Source organism: Streptomyces sp. H39-C1, assembly GCF_027158125.1.
GTDB lineage: Bacteria > Actinomycetota > Actinomycetes > Streptomycetales > Streptomycetaceae > Actinacidiphila > Actinacidiphila fildesensis.
In genome coordinates, this window is sequence record NZ_JAPVLS010000059.1 from 20520 (window position 1) to 40269 (window position 19750).

The 19750-nt window shown below is 64.9% G+C and carries 19 protein-coding genes; 13 read left to right on the forward strand and 6 right to left on the reverse strand.

From position 1 onward, the window contains the following. Positions 1 to 5 precede the first annotated feature (5 nt). On the reverse strand, positions 6 to 1508 hold the full coding sequence (locus O3W51_RS31675) for a carph-isopro domain-containing protein (RefSeq protein ID WP_443048359.1): 1503 nt from the start codon (positions 1506 to 1508) through the stop codon (positions 6 to 8). Positions 1509 to 1807: 299 nt separating this feature from the next. Here O3W51_RS31675 and O3W51_RS31680 point away from each other — a divergent pair, with 299 nt between their 5' ends. From O3W51_RS31680 to O3W51_RS31720, 9 genes are read left to right on the forward strand one after another with little or no spacing between them, the layout of a single operon-like run. Beyond that, a complete protein-coding gene (locus O3W51_RS31680) occupies positions 1808 to 2173 on the forward strand; it encodes an ATP-binding protein (RefSeq protein WP_269287869.1) in 366 nt (121 codons plus the stop codon). Then, on the forward strand, positions 2106 to 3560 hold the full coding sequence (locus O3W51_RS31685) for a glycosyltransferase family 4 protein (protein ID WP_269287870.1): 1455 nt from the start codon (positions 2106 to 2108) through the stop codon (positions 3558 to 3560). The genes O3W51_RS31680 and O3W51_RS31685 overlap by 68 nt, the downstream gene beginning before the upstream one ends. Continuing rightward, on the forward strand, positions 3557 to 4540 hold the full coding sequence (locus tag O3W51_RS31690; RefSeq protein ID WP_269287871.1) for a D-2-hydroxyacid dehydrogenase: 984 nt from the start codon (positions 3557 to 3559) through the stop codon (positions 4538 to 4540). The genes O3W51_RS31685 and O3W51_RS31690 overlap by 4 nt, the downstream gene beginning before the upstream one ends. A gap of 17 nt (positions 4541 to 4557) precedes the next feature. Beyond that, positions 4558 to 5673, forward strand: coding sequence for a radical SAM protein (locus O3W51_RS31695; protein ID WP_269287873.1), 1116 nt, complete (start codon positions 4558 to 4560; stop codon positions 5671 to 5673). After that, positions 5670 to 6797: a hypothetical protein gene (locus tag O3W51_RS31700; RefSeq protein WP_269287874.1), complete on the forward strand. Its 1128-nt coding sequence runs from the start codon at positions 5670 to 5672 to the stop codon at positions 6795 to 6797. The genes O3W51_RS31695 and O3W51_RS31700 overlap by 4 nt, the downstream gene beginning before the upstream one ends. A gap of 33 nt (positions 6798 to 6830) precedes the next feature. Next, complete coding sequence (locus O3W51_RS31705; protein ID WP_269287876.1) at positions 6831 to 7640, forward strand: radical SAM protein; 810 nt, start codon at positions 6831 to 6833, stop codon at positions 7638 to 7640. 31 nt (positions 7641 to 7671) lie between these two features. Further along, positions 7672 to 9405, forward strand: coding sequence for a carbamoyltransferase C-terminal domain-containing protein (locus O3W51_RS31710; protein WP_269287878.1), 1734 nt, complete (start codon positions 7672 to 7674; stop codon positions 9403 to 9405). Next, entirely contained in the window at positions 9402 to 10025 is a 624-nt protein-coding gene (locus O3W51_RS31715) for an HD domain-containing protein (RefSeq protein ID WP_269287880.1), read from the forward strand. Before O3W51_RS31710 ends, O3W51_RS31715 begins: the two co-directional genes overlap by 4 nt. Beyond that, entirely contained in the window at positions 10022 to 11008 is a 987-nt protein-coding gene (locus O3W51_RS31720) for a glycosyltransferase (RefSeq protein ID WP_269287881.1), read from the forward strand. Before O3W51_RS31715 ends, O3W51_RS31720 begins: the two co-directional genes overlap by 4 nt. Positions 11009 to 11017: 9 nt before the next feature. Here the strand turns inward: O3W51_RS31720 and gltX are convergent, their stop codons facing one another. From gltX to queC, 5 genes are all read right to left on the reverse strand, one after another. Continuing rightward, a complete protein-coding gene (gene gltX / locus O3W51_RS31725) occupies positions 11018 to 12385 on the reverse strand; it encodes a glutamate--tRNA ligase (RefSeq protein WP_269287882.1) in 1368 nt (455 codons plus the stop codon). A gap of 350 nt (positions 12386 to 12735) precedes the next feature. Beyond that, on the reverse strand, positions 12736 to 13503 hold the full coding sequence (locus tag O3W51_RS31730; protein WP_269287883.1) for a GTP cyclohydrolase I FolE2: 768 nt from the start codon (positions 13501 to 13503) through the stop codon (positions 12736 to 12738). Positions 13504 to 13505: 2 nt separating this feature from the next. Further along, complete coding sequence (gene queD / locus O3W51_RS31735) at positions 13506 to 13862, reverse strand: 6-carboxytetrahydropterin synthase QueD (protein WP_269287885.1); 357 nt, start codon at positions 13860 to 13862, stop codon at positions 13506 to 13508. Next, positions 13862 to 14497 carry a 7-carboxy-7-deazaguanine synthase gene (gene queE / locus O3W51_RS31740; RefSeq protein ID WP_269287886.1) on the reverse strand — a complete coding sequence of 212 codons (636 nt, stop codon included), beginning with the start codon at positions 14495 to 14497 and terminating at the stop codon, positions 13862 to 13864. The genes queD and queE overlap by 1 nt, the downstream gene beginning before the upstream one ends. A 2-nt stretch (positions 14498 to 14499) precedes the next feature. After that, positions 14500 to 15207, reverse strand: coding sequence for a 7-cyano-7-deazaguanine synthase QueC (gene queC / locus O3W51_RS31745; protein ID WP_269287887.1), 708 nt, complete (start codon positions 15205 to 15207; stop codon positions 14500 to 14502). Positions 15208 to 15778: 571 nt separating this feature from the next. Between queC and O3W51_RS31750 the strand changes: the two genes are divergently transcribed. The 4 genes from O3W51_RS31750 to dbpB (O3W51_RS31765) are packed head-to-tail and all read left to right on the forward strand — an operon-like array spanning position 15779 to position 19730. Continuing rightward, complete coding sequence (locus O3W51_RS31750) at positions 15779 to 16207, forward strand: hypothetical protein (RefSeq protein WP_269287889.1); 429 nt, start codon at positions 15779 to 15781, stop codon at positions 16205 to 16207. Further along, positions 16204 to 17346 (forward strand): DGQHR domain-containing protein DpdB, encoded by a 1143-nt coding sequence (dbpB, locus tag O3W51_RS31755; protein ID WP_269287890.1) that lies wholly within the window; start codon positions 16204 to 16206, stop codon positions 17344 to 17346. Before O3W51_RS31750 ends, dbpB (O3W51_RS31755) begins: the two co-directional genes overlap by 4 nt. Next, complete coding sequence (dpdA, locus tag O3W51_RS31760) at positions 17343 to 18587, forward strand: tRNA-guanine transglycosylase DpdA (protein ID WP_269287891.1); 1245 nt, start codon at positions 17343 to 17345, stop codon at positions 18585 to 18587. Before dbpB (O3W51_RS31755) ends, dpdA begins: the two co-directional genes overlap by 4 nt. A 48-nt stretch (positions 18588 to 18635) precedes the next feature. Beyond that, a complete protein-coding gene (gene dbpB, locus O3W51_RS31765; protein WP_269287892.1) occupies positions 18636 to 19730 on the forward strand; it encodes a DGQHR domain-containing protein DpdB in 1095 nt (364 codons plus the stop codon). Positions 19731 to 19750: the final 20 nt, after the last annotated feature.

Below are 19750 nucleotides of genomic sequence, written 5' to 3' on the forward strand. Positions count from 1 at the left end.
GGACTCTAGCGGGATGGCCCAGAAGCTGGCGCATTCTGGGCAAGGGCTTGTTCTAGCACGGGCAGGAAGCTGCTGACGTAGGGATTGCGCTGGCGTCGGCGTAGGTCAGCGGCCAGTTGTTGGAGCAGGGCGGTGCTACGCGGGGAGCGGACAACGTCGAGGCGGTCGGCTGCGGCTTGGCCTACCTGGCATGCAAGTTCCAGGTCACCCCGTGCGCTGTGGCCGAGCGCCAGCCAGGCTCCCTCGAATAGGCCCCGTCGCTGGCTGGGGTCACCCCGGACGACCTGGTGGGCGCCGGTTTCCAGTAGGTCGGAGCCCTGCGTGAGGACTGATTTTGCGGATGCGTTGGAGCCGTCACGCTGTTGGGTGCGTCCCATTTGGATCAGCGAGTATCCCGCCTGGCAGTCCAGGTGGTTGTCGGTGAGGAAGTACATCCAGCGCGGTTCGTCCTCGCCTCCACCACGCCGTTCGATCAGTTCACGGGCGGTGGAGCGGGTGCGTGCAAAGTCGGCTGCGCGGCCGGCAGCAGCATAGGCGTATGCGAGCCGTGACAGGACCGAGGCTCGCACTGCGAGCGGGGCCGCGTCGCTGGCCCGGCGGGCGGCTTCGCCGAGGGCGATGGCGTCGGCGGGGTGGCCTCTGCTGGCGGCCTGGAAGGCTAGGTCGGCGAGGATGTGCGCGCACAGCGGTAGGTCGTTGACTTGGTGAGCAGCGCGCAGTGCCGTGACGAAATACCGCTGAGCCAGACCGTGGTCGGCGGCGTCGAAGGCCATCCACCCCGCGAGTTGGCCGATTTCAGCCAGAGCCCGCACTAGCCGCGTCAGCACCGTCTCGGAGTGTCCTCCGTCGTGGACGAGCAGACCCACGGCCCGGAATTGGGCGCCGACGTAGGGAAGGTGCCGGGCCCCTCCGTGCTCGTCGTCCAGCATCTGCAAGAGCGGGAGGTGGTGTTCGACTTGGTCGATCAACGGGTCGGCGCCCGAGGCACTTGCCATGCGGCGCGTATAGGTGCCACGTCCGGCGGTGCCGTCCAGATATTGGGCCACTACGGCGATCAGGCCGGAGCCGGAGATCGCCAGGAAGCGGCGTCGGTCGACGAGTCCTCCGAGCACCCAGTCCTCCACGATGCTTCCCAAGCCCTGAACCGTCCAGGGCCGCGCGAGATCGGTATCGGCGGGGACGAGCATTGGAGAGTCCGCCGCACGTCCCTGCCATAGCTCGGCCACCGATATGACTCTGCCCAAGTCTTGGGATAACACGTACGCGGCCATAGCCGGCAGCGGAGAGCGCGGCAGGGCTGAGGTATCACGCCAGTGATACGGCGCGGACTCGGCCACCGTTCCCGGGCCGAATACCCGGTTGAGCTTGCGGGCCAGGATCTTCGGGCTCCAGCCCAGCTCCTCCAGACAGGCGACCAAGACCGCGTTCGGCTGTACGGACCGCGCACCCACCGCCGACCACCCCACGTCCTCCAGAGGATCCCGAATCCGGAACTTGTCCATCGTCATGCCCACCAGCCACCGCTTGCCCACCCCTTGACGGAAGTTGACCGAGTTGACCGATTGATCGGCTGACGCCAGCAGGCCCCTATCCGGTGTCCTGGAGTCCAGGGCAGAAGGGCGTCACCTTCGCCGCTGAGGGAGAGGGGACCAAGGTCTTGAAGCGCCACGCGAACATCTCCCGCAGCCGGCCGTGCAGTGCCCCCGAGCCCAAACCTGAGCAACCGCACCCTGCAGCCCGTACGTCGGGACACCTGCGGATGGACTTGCCGTTCACTCCGCTTGTGGCAAACGTTGCCCGTAGTGCTGTGACGGTCGCCCTGCTCAGCGCAGGCCCAGACAAGCCGGGGGACGACGCCCGACTGGCTGTGTCGGAGATGGCCACCAACGCGTTCATGTCCGGCAGCCCGCCGCTCGTGCTCTGCCTGGACTGGACCGCCGAGCACAGCCGCATCGTGGATTTCGAGATCACGGTCACCGACGGCGGCTGCGACAGCAGGAACGACGCACCAAGTACTGGCTGGCCAGCGGACGCGGCGGAATCCGGTCGGGGCCTGGGCATCGTCCAAGCCATGGCGACGTCTTGGTCCCTGGACATCGGGAGGCATGCGACCCGCGCTTGGTGCCAGCTCGCCATTTGTCCTGAAGACCCCCTCGGCCATCGCAGCCATTGATCACACCCGCGCCCGCCCGCACTTGCGTCCTCGAAGGAGGCGAGACACCGTGCCAGAAATCCATCTGCCCCAGACGATCGGGGCACCGCTGATCGGCCGGCCCCGCGTCGGCCCACTGGTCATACCCGGCTCCGACCGGCAGCCCCGCGTGATTGTCGCCCTGCACGAGGGCTTCTACGGAGCCAGTTCGGGGAGTGGATTCAGTAACCGCGCCTTCCTCACGGCACTCACCCGGCTGCTACCGCCTGGCCGCCTCACCGTGGTGCCCGCGCACATCCCGACCGGGCACCCGGGCCACGACCGACAGTGGGCCGCCCAAGTCCACCGGATGTTGGACGCTGCGGGCGCCGAGATCCTCCCGATCCCGAATGGGCATGCGCTGACCGATTCGGTACGCGGCAGTGAGAACCTGTGCGGACTGGTCGGGGAGGAGAGCGCCCCCATCGCCGCCCGGTCGGACCGCTGCCTCCTGATTGGCCTGGACGTACCATTCCTTGGCCTCGCCCCGTACACACCCAAGGGCGTGGATCTGCTGTTGGTTCCGCGCTCCACGGCCGCTCTGGCTCACCCCGAGGACCAGGAGCGCATCCGCTGGGAGAGGGCCGGTCTTGAATCGGCTGCCAACCGCGGTAGCCGGATCGGGGCGATCTCCCGGCACATGAACGAGCACCTGAAGTTCACCTACAAGGTCCCCGCCACAGCCATCGTGGATTTGCCGAATGGGTTGCTGCTGCAGGAGGAGCCCCATCAGATGGCGCCGATTCTGCCACTTCCCCTCCGTGCTCGGGGTGGCTTCCTGTTTGCCCTTGGGCGTCCCGTGCCGGAGAAGGGATTCCAGGACCTGCTGTATGCCCTGCAAATTCTGCGGGACCAGCACGTCCGAGTTCCCCACCTGGTGTTGGCGGCGACCACGCCGGGGCAGCGCGAAAACCGGGACCAAGCCCACTTAGCCAGCACGATAGGCGAACTCGGGCTGGACGCGACCCTGCTCACGCACTTCAGCCCCGCCATCCGTAGCTGGTTGCACAGCCCCGCGCTGCGGGCCGTGGTGGTGCCGTCCCGCAAAGAACCGTTCGGCCGGATTCCGTTGGAAGCCTTCGCGGCGCAGGCCGGGCCGGTGGTAGCGACACGTACGGGCGGCCTCCTCCAAACCGTCCTGGAGGGCCGGACCGGATTCACAGCTGCTCCGGGCGACCCAACCTCCTTGGCTGCCGCGATCCAGCGGGCCCTGACGGTCATGCCGCGTGACCGCATACGCCTGGTTCGAGCCGGGACCGCGCTGCTCACCCAGCGGCACGACTACCTGGCCACCATCGGCTCGTTGCTCGCCGAACAGGCGCCCTGGGCTCTTGTCCCGGCTCCAGCGACCATCGGCGGACCACGATGAGCCGCCCCGTGGTTCTGGCCTGTCTGGAGTCCCCGCATTTCTTCTGGCGCCTGTCCGCGATCCAGACTGACGCACTACGCGCTGCGTTTCCCGGTGTGGACTTTCGCGTCGCCACCACCGAGACCGTCCCCGACCAGTTGCCTGGCGCCCACGTGTATTTCGGCTGGCGATTTGACTCCAGTTGGTTCGCCGCCGCTCCGGACCTTAGGTGGATCGCCTCGCCCGCTGCCGGAACAGATCACCTGCCGATCGCTGAGGCAGAGGCCGCGGGGATCGCTGTCACCCGCTCCTACGGGTTCCACGGCCGCCCGATGACCGAGCACGCCATGGGCCTCATCCTCGGCTTCTCCCGTGGCCTATTCACCAGCGCCCGCCTGCAACAGACAGAGCCCTGGTGGAAGGACGACCTCGTCGACGACTTCTTCGACCTGGCGGGAGCCACCATGACCATCGTCGGTTGCGGCAGCATCGGCTCTCATCTTGCTCGCGCTGCCAGCGCCTTCGGTATGCATGTCATTGGCATCCGCCGCAATCCGCCGTCGCGCCGTGCATCTGGCATCACCTGGATGCCGCCCGATCAGATCTACCAGGCGGTCGGCGCTGCCCAGGTCGTTGTTGATCTCCTACCGGCGACCGCTGATACGGCCGGATTCTTCGACCGCGCGACATTTGCTGCCTTCCGGCCAGGCGCGCTGTTCCTCAACCTCGGCCGGGCCTCCACCGTCGACCACGCCGCGCTGCTCGACGCACTGGACAGTGGCGCCCTACGCGGTGCGGGTCTGGACGTCACCCAGCCGAGACCCCTGCCGCTGGACGACCGCCTGCGGCGACACCAACACGTCGTCCTCACGCCCAAGAGCGCCACCTTGTCGCGCACCTACATGAACGACGCTGTGGCGTTCTTCAGCGACAACCTTCAGCGCCATCTGACCAGCTCACCGCTCAACGGTCTGGCCACCACCCGGATCGCCGCACTCTGACCGAAGGAGGCTGACCGATGCTCGCCACCGGCCACCAGGACCTGATCACGGCCTTCACCGCCACCGGCCGCAACCACCCCTATCTCGCGCTCACCCTCAATTCGCTCTGCAACCTGGACTGCGTCTTCTGCAAGCCCAGCTGCATGCCCGACTACGGCCACAAGGAACGGCCCCTGACCGCCGCCAACTACGCTGCCATCGCCGCCGAGGCAGGTGCCTGGAATGTGAAGAAGGCCCACTGCTCCGGCGGCGAGCCCACCCTGCGCGCCGACATCCTCGATGTCATCACCGCCCTCGCGGACGGCCTCGGTACCGGCGCCTCGATCGGCATGACCAGCCACGGCAATCTCCGCCGCGGACTGAGCGTCGAACAATTCCACCAGGCCGGACTCACCTACCTGAACGTCAGCCTGCACAGCCTCGACCCGACCCGATCAGCGGTCATCATGGGTGGCGGCGATCCCCACAAGACCCGCGCCACGATCGACGAGGCCCTCGCCCGAGGGCTGAAAGTAAAGATCAACTGCGTCCTCCAGCGCACCTACCTGGAAGACGCCCTGGGCGTCGCAGAGCTCGCCAGGCACCTGCCCGTCGCAGTCCGCCTCATCGAGCTGCAGAACATCGGCCCGGCCCAGGCCATGTTCGACACGGAGTTCATCCCCGAGGCAGAAGTCCGTACACGGCTGGACGACTGGTTCGCTGACGCGGGAGAAGTCACCCGTGAGGAACTTGGTGTCCGCAGCCCCGGCCGCTATCTCCAGCCGACCGGCTGGGCCGGATCGATCGGGTTCATTTCCAACTCCAGCTGCGCGACCTGCTCAGACGCCAACCGCATCAAGATCACCCCTAGCGGGATCGCCCGGCCATGCATCCTCCACAACCGCGACATCCCCCTCAAGACGCACCTGGCCGACGGCACGCTCCCCGACGCCTTCGAGCACCTGTTCCGCGCCATGCTGGAGCGCAACGGCAACGAGGCATGGCAGGGCTTTCACTACGTCGACTACGACCTGCGCTGGGACCGAATGGAACGACCCGAAGGCGCCCCCGTCCTCCCCCTGCTGCCCATGGTCACCACCGGAACCGGCTCCCCGTCATGCGCCCGGCGCCCCTCGGGCGGAGAAGAGCAGTGACCCCCGCTCCGACCACGACGCTGCCGTTGTACGAGGTGCTGGGCGCACAGTACGAGCGGGCGCTCGCCCGCCACGGCATTAACGCGGCGATGCTCACACACAAGTGGCAGCGCGCTGATTTGCGCGCCCCGCACTCCGACCTGGATGTCCGCGTCCTCCTGGAGTCAGCCCCCGCGGACTGGCGGGAGTGGAACCATCACCTGGCGGCCGCCCACGCCGACGCCGTCATCCGCGAGCCCCGCAACCGGCGGCTGCTGGAGCACCCGCCTGGCTTCGCCTTCACCCTGGCCGAGGTTCATCAGCGCCGCATCTCACCACCTGAGTTGGCTACCTGGAGCCTGATCCACGGCCACGAACCCACACTCCAACGGTGGAAGTCCCACGCCCAGATGGTCCCGTGGACTCGCCAGGACGAACGCTTCTACCGGGGCATCCTCGACTCCCGCCTCAATGGCCGGTATCAATTGGCCGCCGACAGCGTCGACAACGTCAGCGAAGACCTGCCCGGATACCGCCGGCACTGCGTGGCCTGGCACTACCTCGCCCCCTGCTGGTTCGCTGCTGCATCGCTGGCGACCCGCACCCGCTGCCCGGGAAAGTCCGCCGCCCTCACCCAGTGGCACCCCGCCGGACTGGAGCGGCACGCCGAGATGTTCCTCCGCCACGCAGGCAGCGGCCTGCCGTACGAGACAGGCCGCATCCCTGCGATACGGGATCTTCTACGCGCCGCGCACATCGCTCTGGACGCAGCTATGCACCAGGTCCCCGCCCCAGCCGACGGTGCCGAATTCGAAGAGGCCGAGGGCTCACGCGCCATGGCCTGGACGATGACCGCCGGGATGCTCCGCGTCCGTGTCGCCCGCTGGTTGTACTACCTCGACCCGCCACGCGGCGCCATCACCGGATACCTCATCACCCGCGAGGCCAAGGAACTACGTGCCGCCACCGAGGTCCTGCGCTCCCTGGCCTCCGACGGGAGCACTCCCGAGCAGAGTCTCGCTGCCCGCATGGCCGACATCTTGCCCGCCGGCCCCACTACTGCCGCCGTCCTACGCGACGCCCTCACCCAGTGGGCGCGCCATCACGCGCTGGTGGAGGACTTCCTCAGCGCACACGCCGCATGACGCACCACCTCTCGTGACCCAAGGAGTACGACCATGCCCACCGGAGCCGCCCGATCCCGGATCCTGAAGACCGCCAAGATCAAGATCACGACGAAGTGCAACCGTTCCTGCGACTTCTGCATCTTCGCCGACGGCGCCCAGGGCGAGAACATGCCTCAGGAGATGTTCTCCACGGTCCTGGACCGTCTGGACACGATCCCGTTCCAGCAACTGCACATCAACGGCGGCGAACCCACCGTCCACCGCGCCTTTCCCGAACTCAGCCGCCTGGCCCGCACCCGGCTCCCCGACAAGGTCATGGTGCTGGGCACCAACGCCATCACCCTCGCCCGCAACCACCGCCTGATGGACACCACGCTGGAGTGCTACGACCAGGTCCTCATCGGCTGCGACGACGAACATGGCAACTACGAGCAGGTCCACGCCACCGTCCCAATCCTGCGGGCCGCGGGCAAAACCGTCGTGGTCAACAGCGTCCTGGAAGGGATCAGCGACCACCGGCTCTCCCAGCTCGCGGACCTCTGCGCTGCCTACGGGGCCATCCACGTCACCAACCACGTCCACCACATCGACGTCGGCCAGCCCCCGAACGACCTGGGCGGTCTATGCGCCCGCTACCTCGACCAGCACCTCATGGTCGAACTCGACGGCTCCTGCTACCGCTGCTTCAACGCGATGGCCAAGGACGACAGCGAGTTCAACATCTACGACTCCGACTTCGCAGCCAAGGTCTTCGCACCGCGCTGCGCGCACTACCGCTTCTGCGGCAAGTGCCACGAATACACCGACTCCGGCTCGCCCGTGATCCCGCTGCGTGTCCCGGAACCTGCCACCGCTGCCTGACCCACGATTCCCCGCCCGGAGGTGCTTGCTCGTGCCCGCAGTCCTCGGCCTGAACTTCCACCACGACACATCCGCCGCATTAATCGTCGACGGTCGCCTCTACGCAGCCGAAGAGGAACGATGGAGCGGCATCAAGCACCATCGGCACACCCACAAAGGGGTTCTCACCAACCCCACCCACTCCCTCGCCTGGTGCCTGGATGCCGCCGGCATCACCCCAGCCGACATCGACGCCGTCTGGACCGCATCCATGCGCCCCGCCCCGGCCGCCGGATGGTGGCTGGGCGAAGAGCGCGAAGAACTCGCCGCACTACTCCCTGCGCCGCTCGGTGACCGTCTGCGGCTGATCTCCCACCACACCGCGCACATCATGGCCGGGTACCTGCTCTCGGGGCATCACCACGCAGCCGGACTGGTCATCGACGCGGGCGGATCCTCCCTCGGCGCCGACTTCGGCCCAAGCCGGGAACGCATTACCGGCTACGACCTTCGCCCCGACCGCGTCGACCGAATCCACCAGGCCATGCCGACCGTTGCCCCGGGCCCCACCGGTCCGCGCCGCGTGCACCCCTCGCTCGGCCACTTCTACCGCAACCTCGCTATGAGAATCATCCCGCCGGGCGATGAGCCCGAAGGCAGCTTGATGGCGCTGGCCGCGTTCGGTGACCCCGGACGCCATCGCGACGACGTCCGCTCCCTCGTTCGCATGGACGCTGACGGCGAGGTCCGGATCCCGCACCCACTGGGCTCGGCGGACACCACTACCCCGCTCGTCATCGGCGACCGCGCCTGGACCGCCGACAGCGCCGCCGATGCCACACTGACCGAACGAGCTGACTTGGCCGCCGCCGTCCAAGAGGTCTTCGCAGGCGCCGTCACCCACGTCGCCCGCCATCTGCAACGGCTCACCGGCGCGAGCACCCTGGTCTTCTCCGGCGGATGCGCGTTGAACTCCCACCTGAACGGTCACCTGGCCGCCGACGCCGGATTCGAGACGCTGTTTGTCGCCCCCGCCCCACATGACGCCGGCACCGCGCTCGGAGCCGCCCTGTACGCCTGGAACTACCAGCTCGGCCAACCCCGACTGGCGGTCCCCATCGACGCCGGCTGGGGCCCGGAACCCGGGCGATTTCCTACCACCGGCCTGCCCGCCGGGTACCAGGCCATCTCACACCTGGGTGAACGCCTCGAACCAACCGTGGCTGCTCTGCTCGCTGACCGCCACATCGTCGGATGGGTCCAAGGGCCGATGGAGTTCGGACCGCGCGCCTTGGGCCATCGTTCGATCCTGGCGCACCCTGGCGACACCAGCACCCGCGAACGGCTCAACGCCCTCAAGCAGCGAGCAGCCTACCGACCCTTCGCCCCGGCCGTACTCGCCGAACACGCCGCCGACTGGTTCGACGGAGACGGCGATCCATTCATGAACCGCGTCGTCAAAGTCCGGCCCGACCGAGCCGGACAGATGAGCGCGGTAGTCCACCACGACGGGACGGCCCGCCTGCAAGTCGTCGAGGCCCACCACCAGGGCATGCGCCGCCTGCTGGAGGACTTCCACCGCCGCACCGACCTGCCTCTGCTCCTCAACACCTCGTTCAACCTCAAGGGCACCCCGATCCTGCGGACCGCTGAGCAGGCCATGCACGCGGCGGCTGATCTCCGGCTCGACGCTCTCGCTGTCGGCGACACCCTTCTCCTCGCCGACCACATCGCCAATACCCCCAATGGCCCGCTGAACAGCGCGGGTGAGAGGCCAGTCTCATGACCACGCACAGCCTCAGCACCATCGTGGACACCTTGAACGCCACCACATGGGATGAGCCGCATAGGTCCCGCGGTCGTCAAGCTTCGGCCCTCGCCCTGACTATCTACGCCGGTCACACCCGCGACCAGGGAACCCCCTACCTGGAGCATCCCCTTGCCGTCGTCACCGTCCTGCGAGACGAGCTCGCCGTCACCGATCCCGACACGCTCATCCTCGGCCTGCTACACGATGCCCTGGAAGTCTCGCCCGACTCGGGGCCGCTGTTGGCCGCACAAATGGGCGAGGCCTTCGCCGAACGGCTGCGCGCGATGACCCCTGCACACCGCCTGGAGATGCGGGTCAAACAGCCCGGGGACGAGGGAGCCTGGCGATCCAAGACCGCAGGTCTTGAGCCCGCCGGGCTGCTGGTGCGCTTCGCCGACCGCATCCACAACCTGCGTGACCTGCAGCAGTCCCCTTACCCCGGTCGTCGCCAGAAGTTCGTCTCCACCCTGGCCGACTTCTATCTCCCCCTCGCCAAGGCCGCCCGCCCCTTCAACACACATCTGGAATCGGCGTGCACCCTGCTCCACACCGAATACGAACGGCTCCAGCGCGGCGGCCAGGAGGCACGAATATGAAGCCGGTGGTGCACTCCATGGAGCCGATAGGTCGCACCGGAGGCCGGGCCTACCTGCGGATGCTTCACGAGACCACCGCCGAACAGGTCGAATGGCGAACCATCCCCGACTACAAGCGCACCTACCGCACCCGCCGCTGGCGCAAAGTACGCCACCTCGCTCGTCTCGCTCCCGGCATTCGCGCCATGGAGCACAGCGCTGGCACCTTCGTATGGGACGACCTCAGCCTGCTGCTGTTCACCCCGGCCATGCGAGCCCGCACGATCTTCGTTCTGCACCACTACGAACCGCTCCAGCACGACTCCGCTCCCATCGAAGCGATGCTCTGGCAACGGTTGTTCGCCGTCCTGCCGCAGTGCGCAGCAGTGGTGTGCGTCGCCCCGTACTGGGCCGGCTTCCTTCGCGCCCACGGCGTCCACGCCACGGAGGTCATTTACAACGCCTTCGACCTCACCGAGATCGACTGGGCCCGCACCCTCGACCGTGACGAGTGCCGGGCAGAGTTCGACCTGGCACCGGACACCATCGCCGTCTACACCGGCAAGGCTGTCCACTGGAAGGGCACCGAGGCCGTCGCCGCTGCCTTGGCCGGAGATCCAGACCTGCGGGTGATCGCCACAGGCCATAACACCGTCGGCTTCACCGGAACCCACTACGACCTGCCGCGCGAGCCCTACCTCCGACTGCTGAGAGCCTGCGACGTCGGAGTGTTCGCCCCGCAGATGCAAGAAGGCTGGAGCCGATGCGCGGCCGAGGCCCTCCTGGCCGGCCTGCCTTGCCTGATCCGCCCCATCGCTGGCCTCGGCGACCTCGCCACCCTCACCGGACAGCCCGCCCCTGATCTTGCTCGCCTTCGCGAGCAGATCTACGAGCGGGCCGCCGTACCGCGGACGGAGATGAAGGAGGCGTACGAAGCCCTCGCCAAGTTCGACCCCGGCTACTTCGCCGCCGCCTGGGGAGGCCTGCTGGCCAAGATCGCCTGAGACCGGCTGCTACTGAGCGGCCAGTCGCTCAGTAGCAGCATCCAGCCGAGCCAGCACGCGGTCACGGCCGAGCAGCTCCATGGACTCGAACAGCGGCAGGCCGATGGTGCGGCCGGTAACCGCAACCCGGATCGGAGCCTGAGCTTTGCCGAGCTTCAGCCCGTGCCTGGCGCCGACGGCCTCCAGGACAGCCTTGAGGTCGCCCGCATTCCAGGGAGCGGCGGCCAGATCGGTACGGGCGTCGCGCAATACCTCGGCGGCGTCCCCCTTCATGGCCTTGGCCCACGACGTCGCGTCGAAGACCGGCTCGTCCAGGAACAGGAAGTCCACGTTCGGCGTGATCTCGGACAGAACTGCCACCCGCGTCTGCGCCAGCGGCGCCACCGTCTCGAAGACGGCCTGGTCGAACGCCTCGGGCTTCCACGGCGCGTACGGAGCCACCAGCCACGGAGCACACGCCGCCGCGAACGCCTCCGGGTCCAGCGCCCGGATGTACTCGCCGTTGAACGCCGCCAGCTTCTTCACGTCGAAGAACGCAGAGGACCCGTTCACATCCTCAATGCGGAACAGCCGCTCCAGCTCCTCGTACGGCAGGATCTCCTGATCGCCTCCAGGGCCCCAACCGAGAAGCATCAGGTAGTTGACCATCGCCTCAGACAGGTAGCCCTCGGCGAGGTAGTCCTCCAGCGCCACCTTGTCCCGGCGCTTGGACAGCTTCTGCCGCTTCTCGTTCACGATCACCGGCAGATGCGCCCACACCGGAGGCTTCGCGCCCAGCGCCTCCCACAGCAGCTGCTGCTTTGGCGTGTTCGACAGGTGCTCCTCACCCCGGATGACCTGGGTGATTCCCTCGTCCAGGTCGTCGACGACGTTGGCGATAAGAAAGACCGGAGAGCCGTCCCCGCGGGCGATCACGAAGTCCTCGATCGCACTGTTCGGGAACGCTGGCTCCCCGCGGATCAGGTCGACGACCACGGTCTCGCCCTCGTCCGGAGTCCGGAACCGCATCGCCCGGCCCGCCTCATACGCCAGCCCCCGGTCCCGGCAGAACCCGTCGTACCCGAGTTGTTGCGAGCCCGTCCGCTCCGTGACCTGCTCACGGGTGCAGTCGCAGTAGTACGCGCGCCCGGACGTGAACAGCTGAAGACCGGCCTCGCGGTGACGGTCGGCGTTCTGAGACTGGAAGTACGGGCCCTCGAACGCGGCGTCGGAGTCATTGATGCCGATCGCGGAGAGGGCGCTGATGATGCCCTCGATCCACTCAGGCTTGTTCCGCGCCGCGTCGGTGTCCTCGATCCGCAGTACGAACGTGCCGCCGGACTGTCGCGCCACCGCCCAGTTGTAGAGAGCGGACCGCGCCCCGCCGACATGAAACATGCCAGTCGGAGACGGGGCGAAACGAACACGAACCGGGGCAGCAGACATACGGTAAGCCTACCGAATCCACAGCGCGGACTAGAGCACCGTCACGATGCGTACCGCCCTGCCCCCTCACGAAACTCCGCGGCGAACTTCCGATGCCTCTCCGCCATGACGGCCAACATCCCTTGCTATCACGGAGGGCCACCCACTACGACACGGCAAGTCATGGGTCACCGGTAGTCGCCTCCTGCTTCATTGCAAGGTGCACGAAGGCCCAGGCCCAGCGCGTGGCGCGCTCGGCCTGGGCTCAGCCAGTTGTATCGAGTCCGCTCGTCGTGGGCGAGACTCAGACAGCGGCTATTGGGCTATCCGGCAATGTGGGCGACGGCGTCGTGGCTGTGGATGCTCTCGAGGTTCCGGATGCTCACCGAATGAACCAGTCCCCGGTCACGACAGACCAGGCTGAGATCACGGGCCATGTCTTCGACGAATACGGGGTGGTCGTACGCCTGCATAGTCAGGACACGCTCGTCGGGTCGCTTAACCAAGGGCACCACGGGAGCGGAGGCGCATCGCTCCAAGAGGTGCACCGCGTCATACACCGGCAGCGGGTAAGGCGTGTCCCCGTGACCGGTTACGGCGAGGGTGACACGACTGCGCTGGTTGTGGGCGCCGTACTCAGAGATGGCCTTCGAGCACGGGCAGAGGCTTGTGACGTCGCTGGTAACCGATGTGATCACCGTTGTGGCGCCGTTGTCCCAGCGTCCTTCGACGCGAACGTCGTGCACCTGCCGCGACTCAGCGCCGCTGGCTGGTGCGACGACAGTCGTACTGACGGGCATAGCGACAGTGACCGTGAGCGCAGGGGCGTCGAGGAGGTCTGCGCCTATCTTGAGGATGTGCGGCAGATTCCGGGGGTCGAACCTCTGAAGGTGCTCGTGTGTGAGAGCGACCATGCGGCTCATGTGCGTGCCCCGGCGATCGTGCTGGAGCCGCACCGTCACCTCGACGTCCGCGATGCCCTCTTGACGGAGGTGACCGTCCTCGAAGTACACGGGGTAGCGCAGGCCACTGATACCGACTTGGTCGATCTCGATGCCGCGAGCGTCAACCTCATTCTGGATGTCGTGCATGTTCACTCGCCCCGATAGGTGCAACCGGACGTGCACGTTTCGCGGACCGTGAGAGCTGAGAGTGCCGGCAGGGTCGGCTGCAGCCGACCCCAGAGCCAGCGTGCGAGAACCTCGCTGGTGGGGTTCTCAAGGCCCTCGATCTCGTTGAGGTAATAGTGGTCGAGTTGAGCTTCGAGCGGCTGAAAGGCCCGCTTGACGTCGCCGAAGTCCATGACCCAACCGGCCTCAGGGTCTACGGGGGCCTCTACGTGGACGATGACCTTGTAGGAGTGGCCGTGCAGGCGCGCACACTTATGGCCCTCCGGAACCTTGGGCAGGCGGTGCGCGGCTTCGAACGTGAACTCACGGAAGATTTCCATTACTGAATTCCCAGATACTTGTGCGTCTGGAGAGAGAGGATCCAGCGCGGGTTCTTCATGCAGTACTCGACAGTCGCCCGGGTGTTGGCTTGTGCGTCAGGGCCGTCCATGGGCTGAAGCCGGAAAAATTGGAAGTCCAGATGCTCGAACTGGCCAGGGTCTGCGCCCAGCTGCGGGTAGACGAACTTCAGTTCGTCTCCCTTCGTAACGACCAGATCAGAACCGATCTTGGGACTGACGCAGAGCCAGTCGATGCCTGCGGGCGGCACGCGGGTGCCATTCGTCTCCACCGCGACCTCGAAGCCCCGGGCATGTAGAGCTTCGATTGCTGCCTCATCGAGCTGCAGGAGCGGCTCGCCTCCGGTGCACACCACAAAGCGGTGGTCTGTGGAGGTCGAGGGCCACGCCTGTTCGACTGCTCGGGCGAGGTCGTCGGGAGACGTGAATCGGCCGCCGCCTTCGCCGTCGGTTCCAACGAAATCGGTATCGCAGAACTGGCAGATCGCACGGTGGCGATCCTTCTCAAGGCCTGTCCATAGGTTGCACCGGGAGAAGCGGCAGAAGACAGCGGGGCGGCCCGCATGGCTCCCTTCGCCTTGCAAGGTGTAGAAGATCTCTTTGACCAGATAGGTCATTCTCAGGCGCCTTGGTACTGGACAGGGTCAGTGATGCCGGCTTCGGCGAAGCCCTTCAAACGGAGCAGGCAAGTCTCGCAATGGCCGCACGCCAGGCCCTGCTCATCCGGGTCGTAGCAACTGGAGGTCTGGGAGTAGTCCACGCCCAGGCGCAGGCCCTCGCGAACGATGTCGCCCTTGGACATCGCAATGAGGGGGGAATGGAGCTTGAGCTCCTGGGTTCCTTCGAGGCCCGCCCTGGTCGCAAGGTTCGCCATCTTGGCGTAAGCGTCCATGTACTCCGGACGGCAGTCGGGGTACCCGCTGTAGTCAACGGCGGTCACGCCGGTGAAGATGTCGCTCGCACCAACAGTCTCGGCGTAGGCCAAGGCGAACGATAGGAAGATCGTGTTGCGTGCCGGCACGTAGGTGATGGGCACGCTGCTGTCTGCGTCACTGTTGCTGGCGTCCTCGAGCGAGTCGTGCTTCGGGACGTCGATCTCAGCAGTAAGGGCGGAACCGCCGAAAACTCGCAGGTCGATGTCTGCGATGACATGACGGGCTACGCCCTGAGTCTCGGCCACACGCTTGGCGGCTTCCAGTTCCACGCTGTGCCGCTGGCCGTACCGGAAGCTCAGCGCGTACGGCGTGTAGCCCTGGTCCTTGGCGATAGCGAGCACCGTCGTCGAGTCCAGGCCACCACTCAGTAGAACGATCGCGGGACGTCCCATGCCTTGCTCCCTAGTTAGCACTGTGTGTACTGGTGCACCCTAGCGCCAAAAGTGACAGGTAGAGTAACCGCAATAAGTTCCTAGTTAAGGCTGTCGGGAGTCGAGCTGCGTGAGGCAACTATCGCTGGTGGTCACTTGCACGGACCGCAAGGCCGCGGCTCCAGAGGCCACGCTGCAAGCGCGGGCGCTACCAGCCGGGAGCGTCAAGGAACGCTCCGTAGCGTGGCGAGGGCGTGTCGAGGCAGCCCCGACCACGCACCCTCTAGCTGAGCTCTACCGAGGCGATCACTGGACACAGTCCCGTCGGCTAGCTGTAGCTGCCGCAAAGGCCGGATTCGAGGCGCAACTGTGGGTGGCGTCGGCCGGCCTCGGGCTCCAGCCAGTATCGGCGTCGGCGCCTGCCTACGCGGCGACCTTTAGTACGCGACACGCCGACTCGGTTGTCACCTCCACGGGGGACAGTGCCCAGTGGTGGGGTCACCTTCAGGAGGGAGCTGGCCGCGCGACCTTGGAGGAACTGGGGCGACGCGGTCCCGTCCTCACGGTCCTGTCCGAGGTCTACGCAAACGCGATGGAGGCTGAGCTAGGCGCCCTGGCCAGAGTCGGTGGCGAGGTACTGCTGGTTGGTGGTGTCGCCGAGATTCCTGGCATCCAACGGGTCGCTTCCAACGCGGGACTGCGCAGCTCACTGGGCGGCACTTTGACGAGCTTGAACGTACGCATGGCCGCCTCGTGGCTTGAGCACTGCGAGGACAACAGACTGACCTCGGCTGCCACCAGTGGCTCGTGGCAGCAATGGGCGTCAGGCGTGGCTGAGCCTGAGCGGTACAACCGGAAGCCGATGTCCGACGAAGATGTCATCGAATTCATCAAGCGCGAGCGCGCGTCACATTCAGGCATCTCGCGAACGCGACTCCTGCGCGCTCTACGCGATGACGGCAAAGCGTGCGAGCAGAGCAGGTTCGCCAACCTGTACATCCGAACTGTGGGGGAACGGTGACAGAGAACGTTATTAAGCGCAGAGCCCTACGTATTGAGCAAAACCCCAATATTCCTCTGTATCTCTTTGCACTCGAAGCGGGAGAAGTCGATCTCGTCGCAGATGTTGCACGGATCTCCCGTGACGAAGCTGGAAAACTCTTTGGCTACCAGCGTCCCGAAAAGAAGCAGCACGTTAAGCAAATCTTGGAATATCTTGACGGCGAGAATGTTCTGTTCCCGAATGGGCTCATCCTTGCCCTTCCCACCACGGTTCGGTTCAAAGGAAGTCGCGGACCCAATCCTAGTGATGGGCTGGCAACCATCGGCACCCTTGAGATTCCGCTACCGGAGTCGCGGGACGCGCCACGCCCAGCTTTGATTGTTGATGGCCAGCAGCGAAGCCTTGCCCTTGCACTCACTCGGCGATCCAAGCTCCCAATCGCGGTGGCAGGATTTGTTGCCGAAGATCTTGATATTCAGCGTGATCAGTTCCTGCGTGTCAACACGGTGTCGCCGCTTCCCAGCAATTTGGTATCCGAACTCCTCCCGGAAGTAAATACCCAACTGCCGACGAGGCTTTCCGCCCGAAAACTTCCTGCCATCCTGGTCAACGCGCTCAACCAGGACAGCGATTCACCTTTTAGGGGGCTCGTCAAGCAGGCGTCAACCACGCCTGACAAGAAGACCGACACCGTCGTCAAGGACAACAGCCTTATCACCGCGATCACTGAATCGTTGTCACCTTCCGGTGTCCTCTTCTCGTACAAGAACCTATCCAACGGAACCACCGACACCACAACCATCCGAAAGATCCTTGTCGTCTACTGGACTGCCGTGAAGGAAACCTTCCCCGAAGCTTGGGGACTCCCGCCGGCGAAGAGTCGCCTTATGCATGGTGTCGGAATCAGGTCGCTGGGCCGCCTCATGGACCGGGTCATGGAGCGAGTGCTGTTTGATGCCGATATCGACTCGCCGGATATCGGAGACAGGGTCATGGCGGAATTGGCGCTCATCAAGCCACACTGTCACTGGACCAAGGGGCGCTGGCCTGAACTCAACACCCCTTGGAATGAGTTGCAGAACACTCCCCGCCATATCAGTATCCTGTCAAACTTTCTGATTCGCGTTTATCGCGATTCGAGGATGGGTGCTTCGTGAAGTTCTACTTCCCCGATAGTCAAGATCAGATTTACCCCAGGTACGACTTCATCAATGATGAGTACCCGGATGAGCGAGTTCGCCAGAGGGACGACCTGTATGCCCATCAGGCAGTAAAGCCTGCGCCCTATGACGGGATACTGGTCAGTAAGGCCATCGTGGATGGGTCAGTTAAGGGAGCCGGGAAGTACAGCGCCCCTCAGAGGGATCGACTCTACCGAGACGGAGTGAAGACCTTTTTCGGGCTACCTGACGCGATGGAAAGCCTCGGTGACTGCGGAGCCTTCAACTACATCAATGAAGAGTACCCCCCGTACAGAATTGAGGACGTTCTCCACTACTACACGGAGTGCCGATTCGACTCAGGAATCAGTATCGACCATGTGATCTTCGGTTATCGGCCTGATGCCCCTGACAAGGACGTTGATCCGGCATGGGTAAAGCGTCGTGAGATTTCGCTCGACTTGGCAGAAAAGTTCATCGAGGCGACCAAGAGTCACAATCGCCTGGCCACTGGCAGGAAGCAGCAGTTGGAACCGGTTGGCGCGGCGCAGGGGTGGAGCCCGGCCAGCTATGCGGATAGTGTCGTCCAACTCCAGAAAATGGGCTACAAGCGGATCGCCTTGGGTGGCATGGTTCCGCTGAAGACGCCGGAAATCCTTGCTTGCCTCGAGGAAATCGCTGAAGTTCGCAAGAGCGGCGTTGGGTTCCATCTTCTTGGAATCACCCGTGTCGACAGCATGGAACGCTTCGTCAAGTATCACGTCACTAGCTTCGACAGCACATCAGCATTCCGGCAAGCTTTCATGGACGACCGAAACAACTACCACACCGCCGACCGCTCATACCTGGCCGTCAGAGTTCCCCAGGTCGACGGGAATCCTACCCTGAAGCGGTTGATCTTGGCGGGCATAGTGTCGCAGTCGGCAGCAATTAAGGCCGAACGTGAATGCCTTAAATTGCTGCGCCAGTATGAGGCCGACGAGAACTTTGAAGTGCAGGAGGTCATGGATGCCTTGCGCGCCTATCAATCTCTCATCGGTGACGCCAAGAAGCTGAAGAAGGTTGACGACTACAGGGACACTCTTGTCGACCGCCCTTGGAATCACTGTCGATGCGAACTCTGCAAGAAGCACAAGATCGACATGGTCATCTTCCGTGGAACAGAGCGAAATAAGCGCCGCGGATTCCATAACATGACGGTACTCGAAGCCAAGATGCGCAGGCTGCCGCTCACATAATCGTCTAGACCGCGCATAGTACTCAAAATAACTTAAACAGGAGATGATGTGGCCGACCGCTACGTACTGAAGGTTCCCGCCCTCAAGGTGCTCCAAGGTGACAAGGAGATCTACTGCTTCGCTGTCGACGGCAAGAAGTTGGAGGACTTTGCCGCCGTCTCGCGCATCCGGCGCGACAGCCAGAAGAAGCTGCAGGGGTACCAGCGGCCCGAGGTCCAAAGCCACATCCGCTCGATCCGCCGCTACCTTGAGTCCGAGGGGGCGATGCTTCCCAACGCTGTGGTTCTCGGTTTCGATGATCGCGTCACGTTCGAACCCGCGGTCCGCGGCGGCAGTGTGAGCTACTCCATCCCCGGCGAACTGATCATCCCGGTTGACGAGTCGTTGCCTGATGAAGAGAAGCCGGCCTGGCTCGTGGACGGTCAGCAGCGCAGCGCGGCCATCAGGGACGCTGACCTCGCAGAGTTCCCCGTCGCAGCTGTGGGCTTCATCGCCTCTCAGGAAGAGCAGCGGTCGCAGTTCATCTTGGTCAACTCGACCAAGCCACTGCCCAAGGGGCTCGTGTACGAACTCCTGCCGGAAACCACCGCCAAGTTGCCGCGCGCGTACGCGCGCCGTCAACTCGCCGCGAAGATCATGGTCCTTCTGAATATGGGGGACGGTCCGTTCTGCGGAAGGATCAGCAGCCCTACGTCGCCTACCGGCAACATCAAGGACAACAGCATTCTGAGAATGCTGGAGCACAGCATCTACGAGGGCTCCTTGTACCAGTACCGGAACGCTGAGGACGGTACCGGGGACGACGACGCGATGCTGGCGCACCTTCTGTCCTTCTGGACGGCAGTGGAGAACCTCTTCGAGGATGCGTGGAACAAGCCGCCCAAGGAGTCGAGGTTGACCCATGGTGTGGGCATCCAGGCCATGGGCTACGTCATGGATCGACTTACCACAGGCGTCCACTTCGACAAGGTCAACTGGGACAAGATCCGCATCACCCTGCGCCGACTCGAGAAGCACGTGGCCTGGACTTCCGGCACGTGGAAGTTCTCGGATGGCCAGGAACGCAACTGGAACGGTCTCCAGAACACGGCCAACGACGTGCGGCTGCTCAGCACCCACCTGCAGGCCCTAGTCAGCAAGTAGTCAAGTTCCGCGGTTCCATC